Source organism: Fibrella forsythiae, from assembly GCF_017353175.1.
GTDB classification, from domain to species: domain Bacteria; phylum Bacteroidota; class Bacteroidia; order Cytophagales; family Spirosomataceae; genus Fibrella; species Fibrella forsythiae.
In genome coordinates this window covers 339,089-356,653 of sequence record NZ_JAFMYW010000001.1, presented here as the reverse complement: position 1 = coordinate 356,653, position 17,565 = coordinate 339,089, and the positions used below count along the sequence as shown (strand labels likewise).

Annotated in this window: 28 protein-coding genes; 16 read left to right on the top strand and 12 right to left on the bottom strand. The window is 47.7% G+C overall.

Going from position 1 to position 17,565, the window contains the following annotated elements:
- Positions 1–171: 171 nt before the first annotated feature.
- The 7 genes from J2I46_RS01795 to J2I46_RS01765 form a co-directional block, all read right to left on the bottom strand.
- A complete protein-coding gene (locus J2I46_RS01795; protein WP_207327212.1) occupies positions 172–624 on the bottom strand; it encodes a hypothetical protein in 453 nt (150 codons plus the stop codon).
- 33 nt (positions 625–657) lie between these two features.
- The gene (locus J2I46_RS01790) at positions 658–1,329 is read right to left on the bottom strand and encodes a hypothetical protein (RefSeq protein WP_207327211.1); all 672 of its coding nucleotides are present in this window, start codon (positions 1,327–1,329) and stop codon (positions 658–660) included.
- A 45-nt stretch (positions 1,330–1,374) separates the two neighbouring features.
- Positions 1,375–1,641, bottom strand: coding sequence for a hypothetical protein (locus J2I46_RS01785; RefSeq protein WP_207327210.1), 267 nt, complete (start codon positions 1,639–1,641; stop codon positions 1,375–1,377).
- Between the two features lie 73 nt (positions 1,642–1,714).
- Positions 1,715–1,933 (bottom strand): hypothetical protein, encoded by a 219-nt coding sequence (locus tag J2I46_RS01780; RefSeq protein ID WP_207327209.1) that lies wholly within the window; start codon positions 1,931–1,933, stop codon positions 1,715–1,717.
- Between the two features lie 5 nt (positions 1,934–1,938).
- Positions 1,939–2,805 (bottom strand): hypothetical protein, encoded by an 867-nt coding sequence (locus J2I46_RS01775; protein ID WP_207327208.1) that lies wholly within the window; start codon positions 2,803–2,805, stop codon positions 1,939–1,941.
- 157 nt (positions 2,806–2,962) lie between these two features.
- Complete coding sequence (locus J2I46_RS01770; RefSeq protein ID WP_207327207.1) at positions 2,963–3,655, bottom strand: exodeoxyribonuclease VII small subunit; 693 nt, start codon at positions 3,653–3,655, stop codon at positions 2,963–2,965.
- Positions 3,655–4,143: a hypothetical protein gene (locus tag J2I46_RS01765; RefSeq protein WP_207327206.1), complete on the bottom strand. Its 489-nt coding sequence runs from the start codon at positions 4,141–4,143 to the stop codon at positions 3,655–3,657. Before J2I46_RS01765 ends, J2I46_RS01770 begins: the two co-directional genes overlap by 1 nt.
- Before the next feature lie 378 nt (positions 4,144–4,521).
- On the opposite strand from J2I46_RS01765, the gene J2I46_RS01760 reads away from it, so the two are divergent.
- From J2I46_RS01760 to J2I46_RS01715, 10 genes are all read left to right on the top strand, one after another.
- Positions 4,522–5,214: a hypothetical protein gene (locus tag J2I46_RS01760; protein WP_207327205.1), complete on the top strand. Its 693-nt coding sequence runs from the start codon at positions 4,522–4,524 to the stop codon at positions 5,212–5,214.
- Between the two features lie 45 nt (positions 5,215–5,259).
- The gene (locus J2I46_RS01755) at positions 5,260–5,847 is read left to right on the top strand and encodes a hypothetical protein (RefSeq protein WP_207327204.1); all 588 of its coding nucleotides are present in this window, start codon (positions 5,260–5,262) and stop codon (positions 5,845–5,847) included.
- Positions 5,848–5,911: 64 nt separating this feature from the next.
- Positions 5,912–7,006 carry a major capsid protein gene (locus tag J2I46_RS01750; protein ID WP_207327203.1) on the top strand — a complete coding sequence of 365 codons (1,095 nt, stop codon included), beginning with the start codon at positions 5,912–5,914 and terminating at the stop codon, positions 7,004–7,006.
- A 6-nt stretch (positions 7,007–7,012) separates the two neighbouring features.
- Positions 7,013–7,336: a DUF6706 family protein gene (locus J2I46_RS01745; protein WP_207327202.1), complete on the top strand. Its 324-nt coding sequence runs from the start codon at positions 7,013–7,015 to the stop codon at positions 7,334–7,336.
- Positions 7,330–7,653, top strand: a complete 324-nt coding sequence (locus J2I46_RS01740) for a hypothetical protein (protein ID WP_207327201.1) — start codon at positions 7,330–7,332, stop codon at positions 7,651–7,653. Before J2I46_RS01745 ends, J2I46_RS01740 begins: the two co-directional genes overlap by 7 nt.
- Positions 7,644–8,081, top strand: coding sequence for a hypothetical protein (locus tag J2I46_RS01735; protein ID WP_207327200.1), 438 nt, complete (start codon positions 7,644–7,646; stop codon positions 8,079–8,081). The genes J2I46_RS01740 and J2I46_RS01735 overlap by 10 nt, the downstream gene beginning before the upstream one ends.
- Complete coding sequence (locus tag J2I46_RS01730) at positions 8,078–8,485, top strand: hypothetical protein (protein ID WP_207327199.1); 408 nt, start codon at positions 8,078–8,080, stop codon at positions 8,483–8,485. The genes J2I46_RS01735 and J2I46_RS01730 overlap by 4 nt, the downstream gene beginning before the upstream one ends.
- Positions 8,486–8,502: 17 nt before the next feature.
- The gene (locus tag J2I46_RS01725; RefSeq protein ID WP_207327198.1) at positions 8,503–9,021 is read left to right on the top strand and encodes a phage tail tube protein; all 519 of its coding nucleotides are present in this window, start codon (positions 8,503–8,505) and stop codon (positions 9,019–9,021) included.
- Between the two features lie 79 nt (positions 9,022–9,100).
- Positions 9,101–9,628, top strand: a complete 528-nt coding sequence (locus J2I46_RS01720) for a hypothetical protein (RefSeq protein ID WP_207327197.1) — start codon at positions 9,101–9,103, stop codon at positions 9,626–9,628.
- A 41-nt stretch (positions 9,629–9,669) separates the two neighbouring features.
- Positions 9,670–9,828 (top strand): hypothetical protein, encoded by a 159-nt coding sequence (locus J2I46_RS01715; RefSeq protein WP_207327196.1) that lies wholly within the window; start codon positions 9,670–9,672, stop codon positions 9,826–9,828.
- Between the two features lie 185 nt (positions 9,829–10,013).
- On the opposite strand, the gene J2I46_RS01710 is transcribed toward J2I46_RS01715, so the two are convergent.
- Both J2I46_RS01710 and J2I46_RS01705 read right to left on the bottom strand, forming a co-directional pair.
- Entirely contained in the window at positions 10,014–10,298 is a 285-nt protein-coding gene (locus J2I46_RS01710; RefSeq protein WP_207327195.1) for a type II toxin-antitoxin system RelE family toxin, read from the bottom strand.
- A 58-nt stretch (positions 10,299–10,356) separates the two neighbouring features.
- Positions 10,357–10,611, bottom strand: a complete 255-nt coding sequence (locus J2I46_RS01705; protein WP_207327194.1) for a type II toxin-antitoxin system Phd/YefM family antitoxin — start codon at positions 10,609–10,611, stop codon at positions 10,357–10,359.
- Between the two features lie 463 nt (positions 10,612–11,074).
- On the opposite strand from J2I46_RS01705, the gene J2I46_RS01700 reads away from it, so the two are divergent.
- The 6 genes from J2I46_RS01700 to J2I46_RS01675 all read left to right on the top strand — a co-directional run bounded on the left by J2I46_RS01700 (position 11,075) and on the right by J2I46_RS01675 (position 14,792).
- Complete coding sequence (locus J2I46_RS01700; protein ID WP_207327193.1) at positions 11,075–11,302, top strand: helix-turn-helix domain-containing protein; 228 nt, start codon at positions 11,075–11,077, stop codon at positions 11,300–11,302.
- A 229-nt stretch (positions 11,303–11,531) separates the two neighbouring features.
- Positions 11,532–11,849, top strand: a complete 318-nt coding sequence (locus J2I46_RS01695) for a hypothetical protein (protein ID WP_207327192.1) — start codon at positions 11,532–11,534, stop codon at positions 11,847–11,849.
- A complete protein-coding gene (locus J2I46_RS01690; protein WP_207327191.1) occupies positions 11,846–12,241 on the top strand; it encodes a hypothetical protein in 396 nt (131 codons plus the stop codon). The genes J2I46_RS01695 and J2I46_RS01690 overlap by 4 nt, the downstream gene beginning before the upstream one ends.
- Complete coding sequence (locus tag J2I46_RS01685) at positions 12,238–12,984, top strand: antA/AntB antirepressor family protein (protein WP_207327190.1); 747 nt, start codon at positions 12,238–12,240, stop codon at positions 12,982–12,984. The genes J2I46_RS01690 and J2I46_RS01685 overlap by 4 nt, the downstream gene beginning before the upstream one ends.
- Positions 12,985–13,029: 45 nt before the next feature.
- Entirely contained in the window at positions 13,030–14,280 is a 1,251-nt protein-coding gene (locus tag J2I46_RS01680) for a GIY-YIG nuclease family protein (protein ID WP_207327189.1), read from the top strand.
- Positions 14,277–14,792 (top strand): HNH endonuclease, encoded by a 516-nt coding sequence (locus tag J2I46_RS01675; protein WP_207327188.1) that lies wholly within the window; start codon positions 14,277–14,279, stop codon positions 14,790–14,792. The genes J2I46_RS01680 and J2I46_RS01675 overlap by 4 nt, the downstream gene beginning before the upstream one ends.
- Positions 14,793–14,958: 166 nt before the next feature.
- On the opposite strand, the gene J2I46_RS01670 is transcribed toward J2I46_RS01675, so the two are convergent.
- From J2I46_RS01670 to J2I46_RS01660, 3 genes are read right to left on the bottom strand one after another with little or no spacing between them, the layout of a single operon-like run.
- A complete protein-coding gene (locus tag J2I46_RS01670) occupies positions 14,959–15,489 on the bottom strand; it encodes a Pycsar system effector family protein (RefSeq protein ID WP_207327187.1) in 531 nt (176 codons plus the stop codon).
- A gap of 12 nt (positions 15,490–15,501) precedes the next feature.
- Positions 15,502–16,494, bottom strand: coding sequence for an adenylate/guanylate cyclase domain-containing protein (locus tag J2I46_RS01665; protein WP_207327186.1), 993 nt, complete (start codon positions 16,492–16,494; stop codon positions 15,502–15,504).
- Positions 16,491–17,255: an adenylate/guanylate cyclase domain-containing protein gene (locus J2I46_RS01660; protein WP_207327185.1), complete on the bottom strand. Its 765-nt coding sequence runs from the start codon at positions 17,253–17,255 to the stop codon at positions 16,491–16,493. Before J2I46_RS01660 ends, J2I46_RS01665 begins: the two co-directional genes overlap by 4 nt.
- Positions 17,256–17,565: the final 310 nt, after the last annotated feature.

Genomic DNA, 17,565 nt, shown 5'->3' with positions numbered 1-17,565 from the left:
GCCTCCCCAGATGAAAATGAACGCAACAGTTAAAATTAACCAGATCAGCACTCCTAACCCACTAGCTGGGCCTGACCCTGCCCGCTTTGACTCCCGGTTAACATTGTAGAGCAGTACGATTAGAATGAGGGCGAAGACCAGCCAATGCCAGTGAATCGTGATCATATTGATTTATGGCTTGGGGTTGATGGCGTATTCGATAATCTCTTTCAAGGCACTACGCCGCTTAAATCCACCAAATCGATTAGTAGCGGCTTCCAGTCCCAATCGGCCCACTACACCATTCAGCTTTCCCTCGGCCGTCGTTGCCCGCCTATCAGCAGCCACCCGTAGCTGATATTCAGCTTCTATCTTTCGATTGGCTTCAACCGTGATCGAATCGATACGTTGCAACCGCTTCTTATCCAGCGCCAGATCAGTCGCTTTGATTTCGACAAGTAGCGCCTGCACATCGACCAATTGGCGCTGCGCTTCGACCAGTGCCGTTTTATACTGATTGAGCTGACGCTCCAGATCAACAACCTGCTCCCGGGGGTTGGCCATCAGATAAGGCGGTACACCCGACTGGCCTGAAACGGTTGATGCTGCCCCCAGAAACAGCATCAACCCGACTAACGCTTTCATATAGACGTTCGTTGAGGTTAGCAGTACTGGCGCTTACCGGCGTCGTGAACTGCCAAACGATGAGGATCTGCTGCTACTGCTTGACGATCGAAACGAAGAGGACCGGCTGGGTGATGAGTAGCGGCTACTGCTAAAGCCTGAGCTTCGGCTACTCCCCCAGCTGGACGGTCGGCTACTGGTCATCGTCGAGGTGCGCGATGCGTTGAAGGTGCGGGTTGCCCCGCCACTCATACCGTAGCTGCGGCTGGGTGAACTGGTGACCGATCGGCGGTAGGGTTGCCGGTTGACGACCGTTTTGTTAATCACCGTCATGTTGCTAACGTACCTGCGCGGCATGGTATAGCCCGGATGGGTACGTCGGTAAGTGCTATAGGAACGTACCTGCGGGGCGTAGATCACCGAGTAGTGGCTAGCTCGTGGCCCGGTCATCAGCATGTGATAGAGCATGAAGTCGCTCATCGTCGGGGCGGCTGGATTGTAATTGACCGATGGTGGATTCTGCTGTACATAGCGTTCGGCGTCAGCTGTCGTCATCGGACGTTGCCCGCCATCACTGTTGATAATCGCATAGGCGTCGCAATTGTCACAATCGCCAAAGGGCACAAGGCCTCCACCGGCAGTTTCCTGAAGCGTACAATCGGGCCGCGATGGTTCGCAGGCTGTGACAAGGGCTGTCAAGGCAAGGAGAAAGAAGATCGATTTCATTGGGTATAAGCTGGTTTAAAACTGATTGAGAATGGATACGATTGACTAAAGTCCTTTCGCTACAATATGTCCGGAGGGACAGCCTTTGATAGTCATATTACTGCCTTCATTACCGGACAATTCGGCCTGTAGTGCTCGAAGCTGACTACTCATTCGTTGGGTAATGTTCAGGCATCGCTGTAGTTCCTGTTGCCGAGTTTCAGCACGTGATTGGGATGTACCTACCAGTTGAAACGGGGCCAATGCCTCCACTTTTTCTACGGCCAGCATGGTTTCTAGTTTGGCCTGTAGGGTGCTTAGTTGCTCTTGCATTTGATTGCAGTGCGGTAAAACCGCATTTTGGGTGATGGTAAACGGGTAAAATCAGTCTGCCAGTCAGTGGCAGTTAAATGTTGTAGAGGGAATCGCGGCGCTGTTCCAGTCTCTCCTCGTCGGTGGTAGGCGGCTGATTCACAGGGGCGGGTGCCGGGGCACTGGCAGGTGCTGGTTGAGGGGTTGGCTCCTGATCAGCTGGCTTAAGCAGCCAGTAGACCATAATGCCGACGGCTATAAGGGTCACCGCTATAAAGAGGTACACCGGGCGAAGACCTAGTTTCTTCAGCATGGGGCTTACCAGCTTAGGGTTGGGTTGTACACCAGTGCCTTTTGTTTGAGCTTCTCAGCCTGAGCGAACAGGTCTTTAGCCGCCAGGTGCAGCCGATCTGCCTCGACTCGTTGCTCAGTCCGTAGCTCCTCCTCCATCGCTTTCACCATCAGCAACTGGGTTTGGGGCTCATCCTCATAAGAGGATAAGATGGCGCTGACAAACTGCTTGACAAATTCCTTAGCTGCCTCGCTGAGAGCAAGAGGTAAGGGTTGCTCTGGTAGTGGTACCGTAACCGAGGCGGTTTCCTGATCAATGTCCTCTGTCGGCTGCGGTTGTTCGGTAGAAACAACCTGCTTATCAGGGCCAGCAACATAGTCCAAACACAGCTGGGTTATTTCCCCCTTGTCCCTATCCCATGCGGTCTGTAGCTTATCAATGGACACATTAACCGATACCGGGGCGGGTGGAGCAGCAATCAGTGAGTCAGGTACGTGTTCGACCTGCTTCAACGCTTTATTCAGCATTGGTGTCTCCGTCACTACTTTTGTCATGAGTGGACCAGGCTTGGGCATTTGCTCCTCTATGGCCGAATGCCAGGCGATATTACTGGTCTTAGTTACCCCGCGCTTGCCCAGATTGCGCACCCTGGTAACGACCAGATCAGGGTCTATCGACAACAACAAATGCGTGTGTTTGAACTGGTCGGCTTTCGCTTCGTCATCAGGCCGAACAAGGCAGCCCAATTCTAAAAGGGCGACAAAAAACAGGTCAGCCATTTTGTATTTATCACAAAAAGCCTTCGTGTCAACCTGCGTGTAGAGGTCACTTCTTAGCAGGCCTACCAAGGCCGTTAGCGCGATCTGAAAGCGCTCTTCAACTGGATTTTTCATTACTGTATAGGTAAAACGTTGTGGACTAATTGGCGGTAAAGACGCCAAGCGTATCGGAATAGTCCGGCTCAACAGCGCGTCGGCCAAAGACTTTCCACCATGGTTTTTTCTGGGCTGGAACCGGCGCGGGTTTGGTCTCCAGTTTTTCCAGTGGTCGTTAAGGCTGAGCCTGTGCGCCCTGCTCCCGAATCGTCTTACGGGTTTGAGCCGACCGCTTTTCGATCAACGTACCTGTGCTCTTTACACCCTGCATAATCGTAGTCTGACCATCCATCAGGGCGGCGCTGGTCTTCTTGAGGGTATCGACTGTTTTGAGAATGGTATCGGTGAACGCCCTTTGCTCCTTACGTGTGGAATCCAACTGTTTGGCCACTTCCTTTTTGGCGTTGGTATTCTCCTTGGTGACGGCAACTACCTTGTCCAGTTTAGCGTCTTCTTTCTCCAAGTAAGTTTTCAGGTAGCCATACAACAGAATACCCCCTACCAGCATGGCACCGCCCCAGGTGAACTGGATTTGCCACCGGTCGAAGAAACCACTCACCCGAACCGGGGCAGTTTCCCCTTTAGCGGTGCTTAGCTTTTTGGCCTCCGCCTGGCTGTGCAGCACGGTGAAGACTGCCGCGATGACAACGGCCCCAAAACAGCCCCACATAATAATGTCGGTGATATAGAACCACTTCGCATTGGTGACCCTGGCCACCATATTAGCCAGCATGGAAACGGAGAAGCCCAACACCAGCTGTGGCATGGGAAAGGGCGTTAGTCGGATGGCGAAAAACAGTCGGATCATCGAAACGATGACTATGGCCTGACCGACATTAATTAACGGGTGATCGACAGAGTGGATCATTATTTATGAGGGATTACGGATTTGATAAAATCGATAAGTGAAAGGACAGGCGCTTTGATGCGCATCCAAACCCCGGCAACCTGTTCCGCTCGTTCCATCCCGTTATTGAAGGCTTCGCCCGGGTGCTCGATGGTGTATTTACCAATGGGTTGAAGTAGTCGAATACCCCAGCCAATCAGCTGGATAATGATATCACCGGCAAGTGCGACAATACCCCAGGCGGCATAGATTTCGCGCTGACCAAACCAGTGATTTCGGTAGGCATCGTTGCCAAACAGGCAGGCCAGAATAAAACCGACCAACCAGCCGCCAATAGAGGTGCGTATGGGCATTTTGGGCCAGGCGAAGCGGATGGCCAGTGCGCCCGCTGCGGCAGCCAGCAGATTGATCATATTGTGCTCAATCAGGCTAAGCAGTCCGTCGATGAAGGCCAGCACCAGAAACATTTTCACGTAGAGTAATCGGGACATCGCCAGTTTGATGGTCATAACAGAAATGAGGGAGCAGCCAGACTCATAGCAAATTCTTTGATGAGTCTGCATATAATCGTTGCTTAACGTCTGCTTTGACCGCTGTTTTGATGATTGATTTGATGGCCGTTTTGATCACTGTTTTGATGGCTGATCGGGTGGCCCTTAAAAGCGTTTACTACCCGTCTGGCATTCAACGGGTTGGGGCCACAGGGTGAACGGTACGTGTTTGAACGCTGCCTTATAGGATTGGCTGAGTTTTGCATGTGATTCTGCCTTTTTGATTGATATAACACTGACTATCAGCGATCTAAAGTCGTAAAATTATTCAAAAGGACTTCATATTGAAGTCCCAATTTCAATATATTTGGCCAAACATTACCTAAATCATGTCCAATGTTTAAGGATAAAATACTTGCCCAGCTACGAACGAGATATGCCGGTAAGGGGCTTTCGGAAAAAGCTTTCAATGCGCTTGCGGACAGAATCGCAAAGACAGTCACCGAGGAGAACCAGATCGAGGCGGGCGTAGCTGATGTGGAGGACTCAGTGAACATTATCCAATCAGAAGCTGATGCTGCGCGGGCTGCTGCCAAAAAAGAGGCCAGTGGTTCAGCCAAGCAAGACGAAGGTGGAAATGGGCACGGGGCTCAGGGACAACCGGCCGGGGGCGACGGGGCAAATGCCAACAAACAAGGGAAAGGGGGCGAATCAGAACCGGATTGGAAGACAGCCTTTGCTGAAATGCAAAAGGAAATAGCCGACCTCAAATCTGGTAACGTGGCGTCAACTCGACTGACTAAGCTTAACGAGAAACTGGCCGGTGTTCCTGACGATGCCAAGGCCAAATTTCTCAAACAGTACGGGCGGATGACCTTCAAGGACGATGCCGACTTTGAGGAGTATCTGACCGATACGACCACAGAAGCCCAGTCGCTGATTCAAAAGAAAGCGACTGACGATTTAGGCCAACAGCATCGCCCTTTCACGCCTGCTACCACAACGGCTGCAGCAACGGCGGGCGATCAGATCAAGGCCTGGGCCGCGCAAAACAAAGCTGCGGCCACCTCTGCTTCAGCGGCTCAGTAAGTCACTGAGTTAGGCCGAAGTTGTTTTTAGTCCTCAACCACGTTCATGTTAAATTTCAAAAAGACTGTCGTCAACGGCGGTGTTCCCCTGTTTCAGCAGGTTTTTGAAACGGCTCAAGGCGGTTTTTTTCTGGACAAGGCGTCACTTGATCCCCTCCAGAGAGTACTGCCGGGAGGTACGATGTTGTACTATGATGAATCGACCCGCAAGGCGTTTGTTATCAAGTCAACCGTATTGCAAGCCGCAGCTACTAATGCGGATACAACGTACAAAGTGCTGAAAAATCACGGCTTTAAGGTCGGTGACATTGTCGCTGAATCACTGAAAGGTAAGTCAGTTGACATCACAACCATCAACACGGCAGATGCGGCTTTTGATGTGCTCACCCTGAGTGCAACGCTCGGTGTTGCCTTACCGGCTGGTTCAGCACTGTATCAGGCCAAAACAGCTACGGCTGGTTCAGCCGCGCCACTCTATCAGCCGAAGGGGCTTCTTTACGAAGACACATCGTTGGAAGGTAACGTAGAGGTGTCTGTCGTTATTCGGGGCACTACCTACCTGCGCCGGATTCCAGGTGTACCAGCTGACATTCAGCTAACCATGCCACTGATCGTTTTTTCCAAGTCATACTAATCCCGTCACTGGTCATTAGCTAACAGGCCCTGCCTTGCGCTACTAACCCAACCCACTTCCATTTATGAAGTATGCGTCTATTTTCGGGAATTATGCTTTGGGCGCTAATCTGCAAATCACGATCGACGAAAACCTCGATCGCTTTGCGCCCAACTTTTACCCGCGCTATTTTGACTGGGCTCCTATCCAGCAATCGTTGACGTTTACCGCCGTTATTGGCCGTTCACGCATCGAAGCCGCTGCATCAGTCGTAGCCCGCGACTCGACAACGCCACTGCGCGCTCGTGCCGCCTTAGAGAAGTATACCGGCGAGATTCCGGCCATCAAGGAGATGTTCAAGATGACCGAATCAGATTACCGGGAGTTTGAGAACATGCAGGCACTGAACGTTGATGAGGCGTTGAAGTTGAAACAGCTGCTTGACTACCTCTTCGCTGACGTGAAGAAAGTAGGCGATTCTGCCCATAAACGTCTTGACATTTTTGCGCTACAAGCCTTGTCAACCGGTTATGTACAGCTTGACACGACCAATAACCCAGATGGTCTAGTTACCGATGGGCAGATTGACCTGTTGATGCCCGCGACTAACCGCATTGACTCACTGGTTAGCTGGGGTGACTCGGTTAATGCAACACCGTTGCAGGACGTTCAATCAGCCGTTGAGCTAGCCTCAAAGCGGGGAATTCGCTTTGAGAAGATTCTGATGTCGTGGGCATTGTATCAAAAGTTTCGCCGGGCTAAAGAAGTCAAAGACACGATGTCGCTGGCGGTTTTTGGTAAAGTCGGAGCCGGTGATATTTCGGTTGCCACTTCCCTGAAGCGGATCAATGAGTACCTCTCTGAACAGGAGTTCCCTATCATCGAGGTGATCAATGAACAGATCGGCGTAGAGAAAGATGGCAAGATTGGCAACATCCAGCCTTTCGACGAAAACAACGCTTCGTTCGTGCCGAGCGGTAAGCTTGGATTGATCAAGAATGCGTTGGCCATCGAACAATCTCGCCCGGTTGGTGCCGTGTCGTACGGTACCTATAACCGTGCCTGCATCTCGAAGTGGTCAGAAAACGAGCCGTTCGGGGAATGGACGAAAGTGGAGCTCAACGCTTTTCCCGCCGTTGACGCCATCGACTCAATTCATATCCTTAAAGCCATCCGGTAGGCGCTAATGCAGTCTTCTGTCAAGGATATTATAGAAGCGCGGCTAGGGGCCGTTGGGCTTACCCTCTCTGAGGTTGAGCTTAACGGCCTACTGGTCGATCATGACCTGACCGGCGAACAGGTGTACGATAAAGCAGCAGGCCCAGCCGTAAAAACCCTTCTAATCAGTCATATGGATACCATACTGGCAAGGCCAGATGTGGAAGAAGGGGGCTATAAAGTAAAATGGGACCGTGTGGCAGTAACAACTTACTGTAACATGCTCCGCATGGAACTGGGCCTTATTACGGCTTCTGTCGGCACCGTAACGAGTCGAACCGATCGATGGTGATACAATATCCTTACGAACTCTGGAAGCTGGTAATCGGCCAGCGGTTGCAAAACGCTGAAGGGGACTGGTTACCTGCGGTTGAGACGTGGGTAAAACACGGCATGTGCCGCGATGAGCAGAACGGACGCGGGCAGGTGGTGATACTGGAAGACGGTAAAGCCTACGTGTTCAACACCCTCATCCAGTTGCCCAAACGTACGGGTAAGCTGCTCTCGGGTACATCGGTGCAGGTCCGCATGCCGGACGGGGAGGTACGTGCCGAGGGCGAGATCATGCAGTTCAGGCCCTCTCAACTCCACGCTCAGGCATGGCTTTAAGTCGCCGTTTTAACGACTCGTTCATCAAAGAAGCGTTTGCTCAGGAAGTCAGGCGGGTGCATGCGGTCATTCTGCGCATGCTTTCCTACGTCGGTGAGCTGTGCGTCAACGAAGCCCGGTCGCTGAACACCTATCAGGACCAGACGGGTAATCTGCGGGCTTCCGTGGGCTACCTGATTCTCTATAATGGTGTGGTTCTGAAGAGTGATTTTGGTGAGGGGGTGGGCGGCTCGACCGGTGAGCGTGTAGCCCGGGACGTGGCGGGTCAATATCCGAGTGGTTGGGTGCTGATTGTCGTGGCGGGGATGGCTTACGCGGCCGACGTGGAAAGTCGGGGATTGGATGTCCTGACCTCGGCCGAGCAACTGGCCAAACAAATCGTGCCGGGACTGATCGCTGATCTGAGAAAACAACTAGCTGCCAGGTGAAGAAAACGCCGCTTGACGTACTGACAATCCTCTCCCAGCGCCTGAAAAATTCAGACCTGGAAGAGGCCATAACGGGGAAGGTCCGCAAACTGAAACGACCCGCTAAATCCAAGCTGGAAGACGTAGTGATCAATACGATCGCCGTCTCTCCGAATCAGATTCAGCTGGCCACGGCCAATGTCAACATCTACGTACCCGATCTACTGATTCAGGAAGAAGAGGGGTCACAAAGCGAGGCGAACCTGATCCGGCTCAAGGAACTGGGTCAGCTGGCTATCGAGCTACTGGAAGGCGTCTATACGCAAGCGTACTGCTACACCCTCGGCAAGCAATACATCGTCGAGGAACCGCTAACCAACAGTCATTACCTCAACATACGTGTTGAGTTTCAATTTTTCTCCTAACGCAAAACATCATCACCATGTCGACGCTAACGTATGGTATTGCAAAAATTGAGTACGCTCCTATTCCCAACGATGGTGCCGTGCCGACTACAGGTTGGCTGATTTTCGGTAACACCAAAGAGGGTACTGGTAAGCTGGATATGGCTGACGGTACCAAGACCGAATTTCGAGTGGAAGAGAATGCTCAGGCGATTAAGATTGTCACCACGCCCGGGGCTATCACTGCCAGTTTTGAGATTGCGGATGCTGACATTGACAGCATGCCTACCCTGTTTGGTGGGCAAGTTGGATCGGCTGGCACACCGGTTGTCAAGACCTGGAACATGCCTGCCAATCCATTGAACCCAGAACTGGCCCTCAAAATAACAACGCTCGAAGGGTTCATTATCGTGATGCCACGGGGTCAGTGGGCACCTAAAATCTCCGGTGACCTCTCGCGTACAGGCCTACTGGGTATACCTGTTGTCGTGACGGCGCTGGCACCTATCAAAACAGACATTGGTCCACTGCAACTGATCAAAAAGTCGGCTGCCTAAGCTGTCCAAGTAAGTCCATGCATATCAGCCGCCAGATGCCAATCAGTGCGCCTGGCGGCTGTCTTTTTTCCCTGTAGTCATGCAACCCCTACCAACCGACTTTGACCCCATCCGGGCTGAGAGAGCGGAGGCCGATCTGCTTATCGGGCAAACCTTCCGTTTCAGGGTGCCCAAGCATAGCCTGCTCCGTTTCTTCGGCGCCAGCGAACGTACCTTCCATATCAAGCGCCCTTCCTACGGCACCATGACCCACATAAGCCGGGTATTGATTGGACTGAACTTCGATCTGCATAAGCTCCACGAGTACTCTCCCGCTGAGAATGTCAAGCTGATGGCCGAGAACGCCGAACGCATGGCCCGTATCGTGGCCATTACCGTCTTGATGGATAAGTGGATGATCAAGTGGTTCGGGGATTGGATGACAGAATACTTCCTCTACCGGGTGGATCCGGGTAAGATGCTGGAGATGGTCAGGCTCATCAACCTGATGGCGGATATGACGGATTTTACGCACTCTATCGCATTACTGACGGCCCGGCGACGGACGACGGAGCCGCTACCGATAGAGCCCAATCGTCCGGCCTCGCCTCCCCCTTCGGCCGCATAGGCGCTATATGCACGGCCACAGGCTGGAGTTGGGACTATGTCATGTGGGGCTTACCGTGGGCGTATGTGGAACGGATGACACAGGATGCCCCCCGCTACCAGTACAGCCCCAAAGAGCCTGAGAAGGTCAAGACTAAAGAGGAACCGCTCAATGCCGAAACTGCCCAGCGGTTTATGGACAGGCTTCAGGGCCGTATTTAATGGCAACTTTACTATAGAAACAAAAATGCCCGACCTCAACAGTCGGGCATTTTTGTTTCTGAATCGTTACGGAAACCAAGGCATTTATAAGAATACAGACCAATTGGTTTCCATAATAGATTACATAAAAGGGCCAGCACAACGCTATCTAACTGGCTAATACTGACCCTTTTATGTAAAGGTTTTTACTTGATACGCCGCTCAAGAATATCATAGACATCTTTACGATGCCCAGCGGCGATAATAACAACTACGTGCGCTTCATCATCTATCGCATAAATGGCCCGGTATTTACCAGTTCTGAGTCTGTGCAACCCATCGTACTTTCGCAACTGTGTAACGTTCCCTTGTCGAGGGTCTGTACTTAGTTTCTTGATCGCTTTAAGAATCTGACCCTGCACCTTTTTGGTTAGCTTTTCTAGGTCGGATAGTGCATCATCATCAATTTCAACTTTGTAATTAGGTAGCATTTTTAAATTAAATTAATCGGACTGACTACCCCGTGCAGCCAGTCCGTACTAGGTACGCTCAGAGGCCCAATTTCGCCTCCACCTCTTCCAGCGAGTGACGTTTGTTGTTTTTTGCAAGTCGCGCCACTGCTAGTTCGCCGTCAAGCTTATCTTCTAATTGTTGATAAAACTCGTAGTCCTCAAACGAGATGACCGCTACAACGTTTTTGCCTGAACGGCTAATAACTGTTGCTTCTTTTCCAAACGCCGCCTTACTGATGATGTCGGAAAAATTCTTCCGGGCATCTTGCGTGGTAATTACTGAGTAAGACATAATCAATAAAGGTGAGTGTATCTTGCTGATACGTAAGTGTTTAAGCCTATTGGCCGATAAGTTTTAGCTTGTTAGCTGTTTCGTTCATGGCCTACTGGCCCTTGTCGATCTAATATATACTAACTCAATAACGCCTACCCTTATAATTAGTTCTGTACAGAATGAGTTTTGTGTAAAAAAAGTACATCAAGCTGCTTCGTTATTGACCTTCCTCAATGGACGATATGTCACTTTATTATACTTATAGTGACCATTGATAAATAGGTATTCTATAGAGCCGGAGGTAATCAACCGGACTGCACAGAGGAAAACAGGTTTCAATAAATGGGTATAGGGGTAACTAGTTGCTAATCAAGTGGGCTATCTCTAGCACATATCAAATAGGTGAAAAAGTTATCAAAGCAATCTCCTATTAAGATTAGGTTATAGTAAACTATTTATAGCTTTGCATAATACGAAAGACATGAATACACCAAAAGAAATCGGAGACTATATCAAGCTGTTACGTAAAGCTTCGGATATGTCGCAAATAGCTTTAGCGGCGAAAATGGGAATTGCTCCCTCAACGCTCGCTCAGTTTGAGTCTGGTAGGAAAAACATGACACTATCAACCCTTAACAAGATAGCTGATGCTATGGGGTACGATCTTGATGTATCTTTTAAGCCAAAGCTAAACCCGGTAAAAAAATAATATTAGGTTATGGTAAAATTTTTACAACCAATAATTAGGCTATAATAAAATATTGACTTAAATTTGATCTATCATTTAGCCAACGGAAAAAGCGATATAGTACCGGTCAGGTTGCCTCGCTGATTAACGGTAGACTGGCTATTGATTAGACATAGAAAACCCCAACGCTGAACATTCTTGGCAGATAGCAGCGAAGGGGCCATTGTTCCACTCAAACCCAAAGGTTCTTATGAACTCAAGGCAAAACTACGGCTCAAACCGGGCCGATTCAAATTCTATTGAGGAAGCGGTCAAATCAGCTGACTTCCTCCACTTCCCCTTACTGACGGCTCAGGGAGGGAAAAGGGACGACGAGTACTTCCCCTCAGAGGTTGAACTGGTTCACTCTGCATTGGTACACTACCGGGCTTTTCTGGCGCAAGGCAACAAAACAGAGGCGAAAGTAGAGGCGGTTGATGAATTAATTAGAGAGCTTCGCGACCGCGCTTTTGAGGCCCTAAGCAACCTTTCCTCGCTTGTCAACCAGCTAAACGAGCGTCGATCATGAGTCTGGTTTATGGCACACAAGATGGTGGGGCCGTGTCAGATACGCCCAACAATGAATTGGCTAAGGCTCGGGCCTTCGATCTACCGATCAGTACCGATGCTTGCCTGCCCGGTAATGAACATGCATTGTCGGAGGCGGAACTCCTGGCTGATGCCCTGTTAAGCTATCAAACAAAGTTGATCGGACAGGTCAAGGATATGGTGAGCGGTTCATTTGAAAATCGGAGTACTTACTCGCTGGACAACTTAACCAAGTACTTGACAGAAGGTGAGTTTGTGGCTGATATGGAGCATATCAAGCGGTTGTCGGACCACCTGTCGCTGATCAATGGTCACTGCTCTGCTACGCTTCGGTTGATCTACGGTGAAAATCCCAGAGGGCCAAAGCGATGAACGAGTTGATTCAGATTACCACTAATGAACAAGGTTCGTCGGTGGTGTCGGCTCGCGAGTTGTACGAGTCGCTCGGTTTCAGCGGGGCTGTGTTTGCCCGGTGGGCGAAGAAGAACATCGTCAACAACCCCTTTTCCATTCAAGGGGTGGACTGGGAACAACTCAACATCATGTTGAGTAGAGGCAATGGGGCACAGGTAGAGGGGGTAGACTATGCCCTTTCTACCGACTTTGCCGAACGGCTGTGCATGTTAGCTCGCACCGAAAAGGGTGAAGAGGTTCGTCGCTGGTTTCAGGCTATCAAGAATAAGGCCATGCAAGCTCCGGCCATTGCCTCAACCGAAACCCTGCTACTGCAACTGGCCCAGCAACAAGCCCAGCTTCTTACTAACCAGCAAAGCCAGCTTGACCAACTACGGTCTGATATGGGCAAGATTCAGGCTGGTATACGTCCGGCTCGCGCAAGGTCAGCCCAGTTGCCTTTGCCTCCTATGCGCCCAGCGAAGGATGAAGCCCTACGGCAGCGCATTAACCAGCGGGTGAACGAGTACTGCGATCGATATGGCTATACACAGAGTGAGACGTACCGTTACCTGTACAAATGCATGCAATCGAATTGGGGTATAAACGTCTATCAATATCCCCGGCGCAATGGCGAAAGCCTGATTGATCTAGTCGAGCGGTACGGCTACCTGCACAAGCTGTATTCGGTAGTAATGGCTGAAATTGATTTTGTCGAATAACCTAAACGCCCCGGCATTGCGCCGGGGCTATTACTCTTTGCCATTATGAATTACGACCTTAATCTAGATCACCAACAAGTAGTAACGGACTATTGTAACGGGTGTCCAGTGTCAGAAATTTGCCAGAAATATAGTCTATCCGAAAGATTCGTTTACAAACTACTCAAGCGGGCAAATGTCACCGTTAAGCAACGGGTAATTGATGATGCGCAGGTTGATTTTGTTGTAGAGGAATACAAAAAGGGTGCAAGTACAGTCGATATAAGCAAGGCGATAGGATTTAGTATTCCTGTTATTTGCAAGGCATTACAAAAGCGGGGCATATCACGCCGGAAAGAGAGCCGGTGGGATCATAAGCTAGGTATTCAGATTGCAAACCTTTATATACACGGTTCGACTCTTGAGGCTATTGCAGATCAAATGAATCTGGAAACGTACCGGGTTTGCTTATTCTTAGAAAAGCAGGGAATAGATTTAGGTAGACAAAAGGCTACTCCTTCGTTGTTCACCCCTAACTATACACCTTTGGATTTGAAGGGGCACACTTACGCGGGTGTTTACAAATTTACCAACCGCATAAATAGTAAGGTTTATATTGGCTCGGCCAAAAATATTTACCAACGATACTGCGGTCATGCTAGGATGTTTAAAAAAGGGGCGGGCTTCCCCGGTGCATTGATAAAGTATGGTATTGGCAACTTTGATTTCGAGGTAATAGAGCGCACTGAAACGGTCAAAATATTAATTGACCGCGAAACGTATTGGATAGAGTTTTATCAAGCCTGTAATCCGACTATTGGATATAATCTTACCCCAAAAGCGGGCACTACCAGAGGTATAAAACAGCGGCCCGAAGTGGTTGAGGCTCATCGCAAGCGAATGATAGGTCGCTTTATTGGCCCGTTAAACCCAAACTGGAAGAAACAAGCCAGTCCTGAAACGCGGGCCAAAATGTCTACAGCCGCAAAAGGTCGGACTCTTCCGGGTACTGAGACGCGGGAAAGAATGCGGATAGCCTTGCTTAAGCGCGGACCGATTCTAAACAGTAAAGAACTGATTGAGGCCGCCGCTCAGAAACGACAAAAGCACGTTGCGCAAATCAATCTTTCGACAGGTGAGGTGATTGAAGTATGGCCCTCAGCTAAAGTAGCGGCAGAGTCAACCGGTTTAGGCATGGCTAGCATTCAGGCCGCTTGTCGGGGCTATTATTTCAACAATGACACCAAACGAGATCAAATCAAAGAATCACACGGTGGCTATAAATGGCAGTATATGGACCCCGTCCCTGCCGTATGAACGCCGCTACAAAATGGCTCATCCGTGATGCCTACCAAAGTGGCGAACCGCCCCACGAAATCGCCCTACGGTTCGACTTGCCAGAAACAGACGTAAACCGGGCGTTACGATCATTGAAAAAGGCCAAAAAGCCAGCCCCCAAAGAGCGATCATGTAAGCCCGTAACCTTTCGCGTAGTGCTGATTAATTATGATGCCGACCTTCGCAAGGCGTTAATCGAGAAACTACGAACCACACCGCTATACCTAGACTGGCGTAGGAAGGTGCTCAAGCTTGACCGTTACCGTTGCCGGGAATGCGGGAACAAGGGCCGCTTACAGGTAGATCACATATACCCACTATCGGCAATCATTCACAACTACCAAATCAACAGCTTAGAAGAAGCGGCAGAATGTGAACTGATCTGGCGGGTAAGTAACGGGCGGACGCTATGTGCGATCTGTCACAGTAGAACAGATACACACGGTGCAAAGGCAAAGCGACTATGGGTAACAGCAAATGAGGTTGATTAAGTAAAATGGCCCGGCCTATATGATGTAAGGCCGGGCCATTTTACCAAGTAGGTCGAACACACTCTTAACCCTGTTTAATTCGGTTATCCGGTCTGCCGTCCAGTGATAATTGTACCAACTAACGAATTCTGAAATGGTTAATGTAAACGTTCGGACAAAATTTCTTCTATATATTGAACCAACCAAAAGCTAAATGGCAAGCATAGACCATATTAAATAGAATTGTCAAGATGGATATTCGAACTGATAAGCCAAACCAACGATTTTTCTTAATTGCAATTTCTGAATTTATTATTATCTGATCTATCAAATTCAAGTCTATGCCGACCGGGTGGAAGGTACCATTTATCCTTAGTTCATAAAGTTCAACAAATTGAGCGGATGATAATTTTGAGAGGTCGTCAAAATATAGGATATTAACTATATTCTTTGCGTTATTCCATTCTTGGCTCCCGTACTTTTTATTACTCAAAACTGTAGATAAACGTGGAACAAAAGAAATAATTGATAGCAAAGCAGAGAAAGCCAGTAGAATTACATCAATAAAAATAATTTCGTGACTGGGCACAACGCTCCATGCTTGCAACAGACCAAAAATAGACGCCCCGTTAAAAGCAACAAGGGTTGCATTTTTTGTCTCTGCGTATTTCAGCCAGTCATTTACATTAGCAAAAATAGCCTTCAAATCGTCGTTCATACTAGCCATTTATTATATCTTCCAAGTTAGCGAGGAACCCAAAATATTATTTTTGTAATTAGGGACAGTTAGATCTTGTCTTTTCCATAATCGATCCGTTATATCATTTCTGGTAGGATTGTGAAGTTTGAAACCATCATATACAGGCTGCGTAATTAATATAGAAGGCGTCTTTACTGATTGGGTTTCGAAGTTAAACTCTTTTAATACACTTGCTCTCGTCTCTAGAGCACTTTTGGTTTTATTCCATTCTAACAACTTTATAAATCCAAGGGGATCATAACTTTCTGATCGATCAACAAACTGACTTTGCGATGTATTAGCTGCCAAAGCGGAGGCTAGTGTCCCCCTGATAAATCTCGGTTTGTAATCATGCCAGAAGTTGAACACACTTCTTACTATACTTACTTTATGTTTATCTACCGTTTTATTGGCCATATCGGTAAGCTTCGAGGCAATATTGGCCGGTTCTCCTAGCCAGACTAGGTTTCTGTTAGTGTTTCGTTCATCGCCTCTTCTATATAAACCAGTTTTTAAGACTAGCATTTTTCCATAATCAATCCCTATACCGCATTCAAATTTAGCCCCCTTAAAGGCATTGTTAATTTGAGCAGACACCATGTTCATTGTGATAGCACAATCTACAGCAGAAGTGAAGCAAGCCGCTTGTGGAAATACAACCATTATGCGGTCGCCAATAATATTACGAATTTTACCACCGTGAAAATCTGCGGCTATAATCATGCCTTTAGTAAAAGCAGTGTATAACTTAGCTAGTTCCTTCGCATCATATTTAAGATTGAGCTGAGTTGAATTACGTATATCAATAAACAATACGCAAGTTGTTACCTCTTTAGCTTGCTTTTGTTTTCCTGATTCAAACGTTAATACGGGATCATCAAAGCTCGGTACCGAAGTTGTAGAAGAGACATTAATATTAAAACCGTAAGAAAATATATCATCAATTTCCTGAGATATAGAAGCAAGTATATTGCGAACACTCATAAACTAATCGATTTAGTGTACTTGAAATCCACACCCTTTAGAGGTGGCTCGATCTTTTTGTTCTCATTTGGAAACCATTTGATGTGATTTTTTAAATCAGGAATCATATCAAGCATTTTCTCGATCTTTACGTTCAAATTTGTGAATGAATAGAAAACTACCTCCTTATCACTGGCTATAGATTCTAATCTATATAACTCAGTCAAAGGTTTGCCAATAATAGTGTAATCTGGATATTGCGTTATTTTATTTTTATAGTATTTAATGTCGCCTGAATGCAATGCAATTTTTGAATAAAAATCTGTATCATTAGTGATTGATAGTACTTCTAAAGAACAAATAAGTGCATTTGAAACTAATTCAAGAAATGACTTATTGCAAAATGGAGGACCGAAAATAGCAATTATACCGTCACCCATTATTCTTTCTATTTCACCATCATAATTATATATAATAGGAATAACCTTTTCGTAGTATTTATCGAGGAAAATAGAGAGTTCACCAGAAGGCATTGTGGCAAAACGTTTTGAGAATGAACAGATGTCAATGTATACCATGACAACTTCCGCTTCTATACCCAATTCAAAATGTTTTTCATATTCAATTCCTAATTTAGAAGCTAAATTTTGAAAAGATTTTTCAAACCGATCTGATGTAGGTAGAGGTAAGCCCTTGGGCTCTAATGGATTATCTATTCTAGCTAAGGCAGAGTTAGGCTTATATTTCTTGTGGTAGTTCTGTATTTGTAATAAATTAGGCATGTACTAATTGATTTTAGCGATGAGACATTAAAAACACATAATTTGAAAAAAACACCTTGTGAATGCGCATATTACTTAACATGCTAAGAAATAATCCGTTTCACTTTGTCTTTTTCGTGATACAGATTGTGCACTGCCAAAATTCATAAAGATGACTATACATTGATCTAAACTGGGATAATTTCCTATATAATAGGACTAAAATAGGATTTTGTTCTGCATCTATCTTAGTTTATAGTAGTATTGACTTACTATGATTTATTAGAGTGTTATTAAGCGGTAATTTTAAAAGTGGATTTAGCAGTAAGCT

What these genes read in the sequence shown, in the direction of transcription:
- J2I46_RS01690 (WP_207327191.1), top strand. Translation starts at nt 11,846, where the DNA reads ATGAGTCTGGTTTATGGCACACAAGATGGTGGGGCCGTGTCAGATACG.
- J2I46_RS01795 (WP_207327212.1), bottom strand. Translation starts at nt 624, where the DNA reads ATGAAAGCGTTAGTCGGGTTGATGCTGTTTCTGGGGGCAGCATCAACC.
- J2I46_RS01665 (WP_207327186.1), bottom strand. Translation starts at nt 16,494, where the DNA reads ATGAGTGTTCGCAATATACTTGCTTCTATATCTCAGGAAATTGATGAT.
- J2I46_RS01760 (WP_207327205.1), top strand. Translation starts at nt 4,522, where the DNA reads ATGTTTAAGGATAAAATACTTGCCCAGCTACGAACGAGATATGCCGGT.
- J2I46_RS01710 (WP_207327195.1), bottom strand. Translation starts at nt 10,298, where the DNA reads ATGCTACCTAATTACAAAGTTGAAATTGATGATGATGCACTATCCGAC.
- J2I46_RS01680 (WP_207327189.1), top strand. Translation starts at nt 13,030, where the DNA reads ATGAATTACGACCTTAATCTAGATCACCAACAAGTAGTAACGGACTAT.
- J2I46_RS01705 (WP_207327194.1), bottom strand. Translation starts at nt 10,611, where the DNA reads ATGTCTTACTCAGTAATTACCACGCAAGATGCCCGGAAGAATTTTTCC.
- J2I46_RS01780 (WP_207327209.1), bottom strand. Translation starts at nt 1,933, where the DNA reads ATGCTGAAGAAACTAGGTCTTCGCCCGGTGTACCTCTTTATAGCGGTG.
- J2I46_RS01660 (WP_207327185.1), bottom strand. Translation starts at nt 17,255, where the DNA reads ATGCCTAATTTATTACAAATACAGAACTACCACAAGAAATATAAGCCT.
- J2I46_RS01775 (WP_207327208.1), bottom strand. Translation starts at nt 2,805, where the DNA reads ATGAAAAATCCAGTTGAAGAGCGCTTTCAGATCGCGCTAACGGCCTTG.
- J2I46_RS01740 (WP_207327201.1), top strand. Translation starts at nt 7,330, where the DNA reads ATGGTGATACAATATCCTTACGAACTCTGGAAGCTGGTAATCGGCCAG.
- J2I46_RS01715 (WP_207327196.1), top strand. Translation starts at nt 9,670, where the DNA reads ATGTGGGGCTTACCGTGGGCGTATGTGGAACGGATGACACAGGATGCC.
- J2I46_RS01735 (WP_207327200.1), top strand. Translation starts at nt 7,644, where the DNA reads ATGGCTTTAAGTCGCCGTTTTAACGACTCGTTCATCAAAGAAGCGTTT.
- J2I46_RS01745 (WP_207327202.1), top strand. Translation starts at nt 7,013, where the DNA reads ATGCAGTCTTCTGTCAAGGATATTATAGAAGCGCGGCTAGGGGCCGTT.
- J2I46_RS01750 (WP_207327203.1), top strand. Translation starts at nt 5,912, where the DNA reads ATGAAGTATGCGTCTATTTTCGGGAATTATGCTTTGGGCGCTAATCTG.
- J2I46_RS01700 (WP_207327193.1), top strand. Translation starts at nt 11,075, where the DNA reads ATGAATACACCAAAAGAAATCGGAGACTATATCAAGCTGTTACGTAAA.
- J2I46_RS01695 (WP_207327192.1), top strand. Translation starts at nt 11,532, where the DNA reads ATGAACTCAAGGCAAAACTACGGCTCAAACCGGGCCGATTCAAATTCT.
- J2I46_RS01675 (WP_207327188.1), top strand. Translation starts at nt 14,277, where the DNA reads ATGAACGCCGCTACAAAATGGCTCATCCGTGATGCCTACCAAAGTGGC.
- J2I46_RS01770 (WP_207327207.1), bottom strand. Translation starts at nt 3,655, where the DNA reads ATGATCCACTCTGTCGATCACCCGTTAATTAATGTCGGTCAGGCCATA.
- J2I46_RS01765 (WP_207327206.1), bottom strand. Translation starts at nt 4,143, where the DNA reads ATGACCATCAAACTGGCGATGTCCCGATTACTCTACGTGAAAATGTTT.
- J2I46_RS01670 (WP_207327187.1), bottom strand. Translation starts at nt 15,489, where the DNA reads ATGAACGACGATTTGAAGGCTATTTTTGCTAATGTAAATGACTGGCTG.
- J2I46_RS01755 (WP_207327204.1), top strand. Translation starts at nt 5,260, where the DNA reads ATGTTAAATTTCAAAAAGACTGTCGTCAACGGCGGTGTTCCCCTGTTT.
- J2I46_RS01790 (WP_207327211.1), bottom strand. Translation starts at nt 1,329, where the DNA reads ATGAAATCGATCTTCTTTCTCCTTGCCTTGACAGCCCTTGTCACAGCC.
- J2I46_RS01720 (WP_207327197.1), top strand. Translation starts at nt 9,101, where the DNA reads ATGCAACCCCTACCAACCGACTTTGACCCCATCCGGGCTGAGAGAGCG.
- J2I46_RS01685 (WP_207327190.1), top strand. Translation starts at nt 12,238, where the DNA reads ATGAACGAGTTGATTCAGATTACCACTAATGAACAAGGTTCGTCGGTG.
- J2I46_RS01725 (WP_207327198.1), top strand. Translation starts at nt 8,503, where the DNA reads ATGTCGACGCTAACGTATGGTATTGCAAAAATTGAGTACGCTCCTATT.
- J2I46_RS01785 (WP_207327210.1), bottom strand. Translation starts at nt 1,641, where the DNA reads ATGCAAGAGCAACTAAGCACCCTACAGGCCAAACTAGAAACCATGCTG.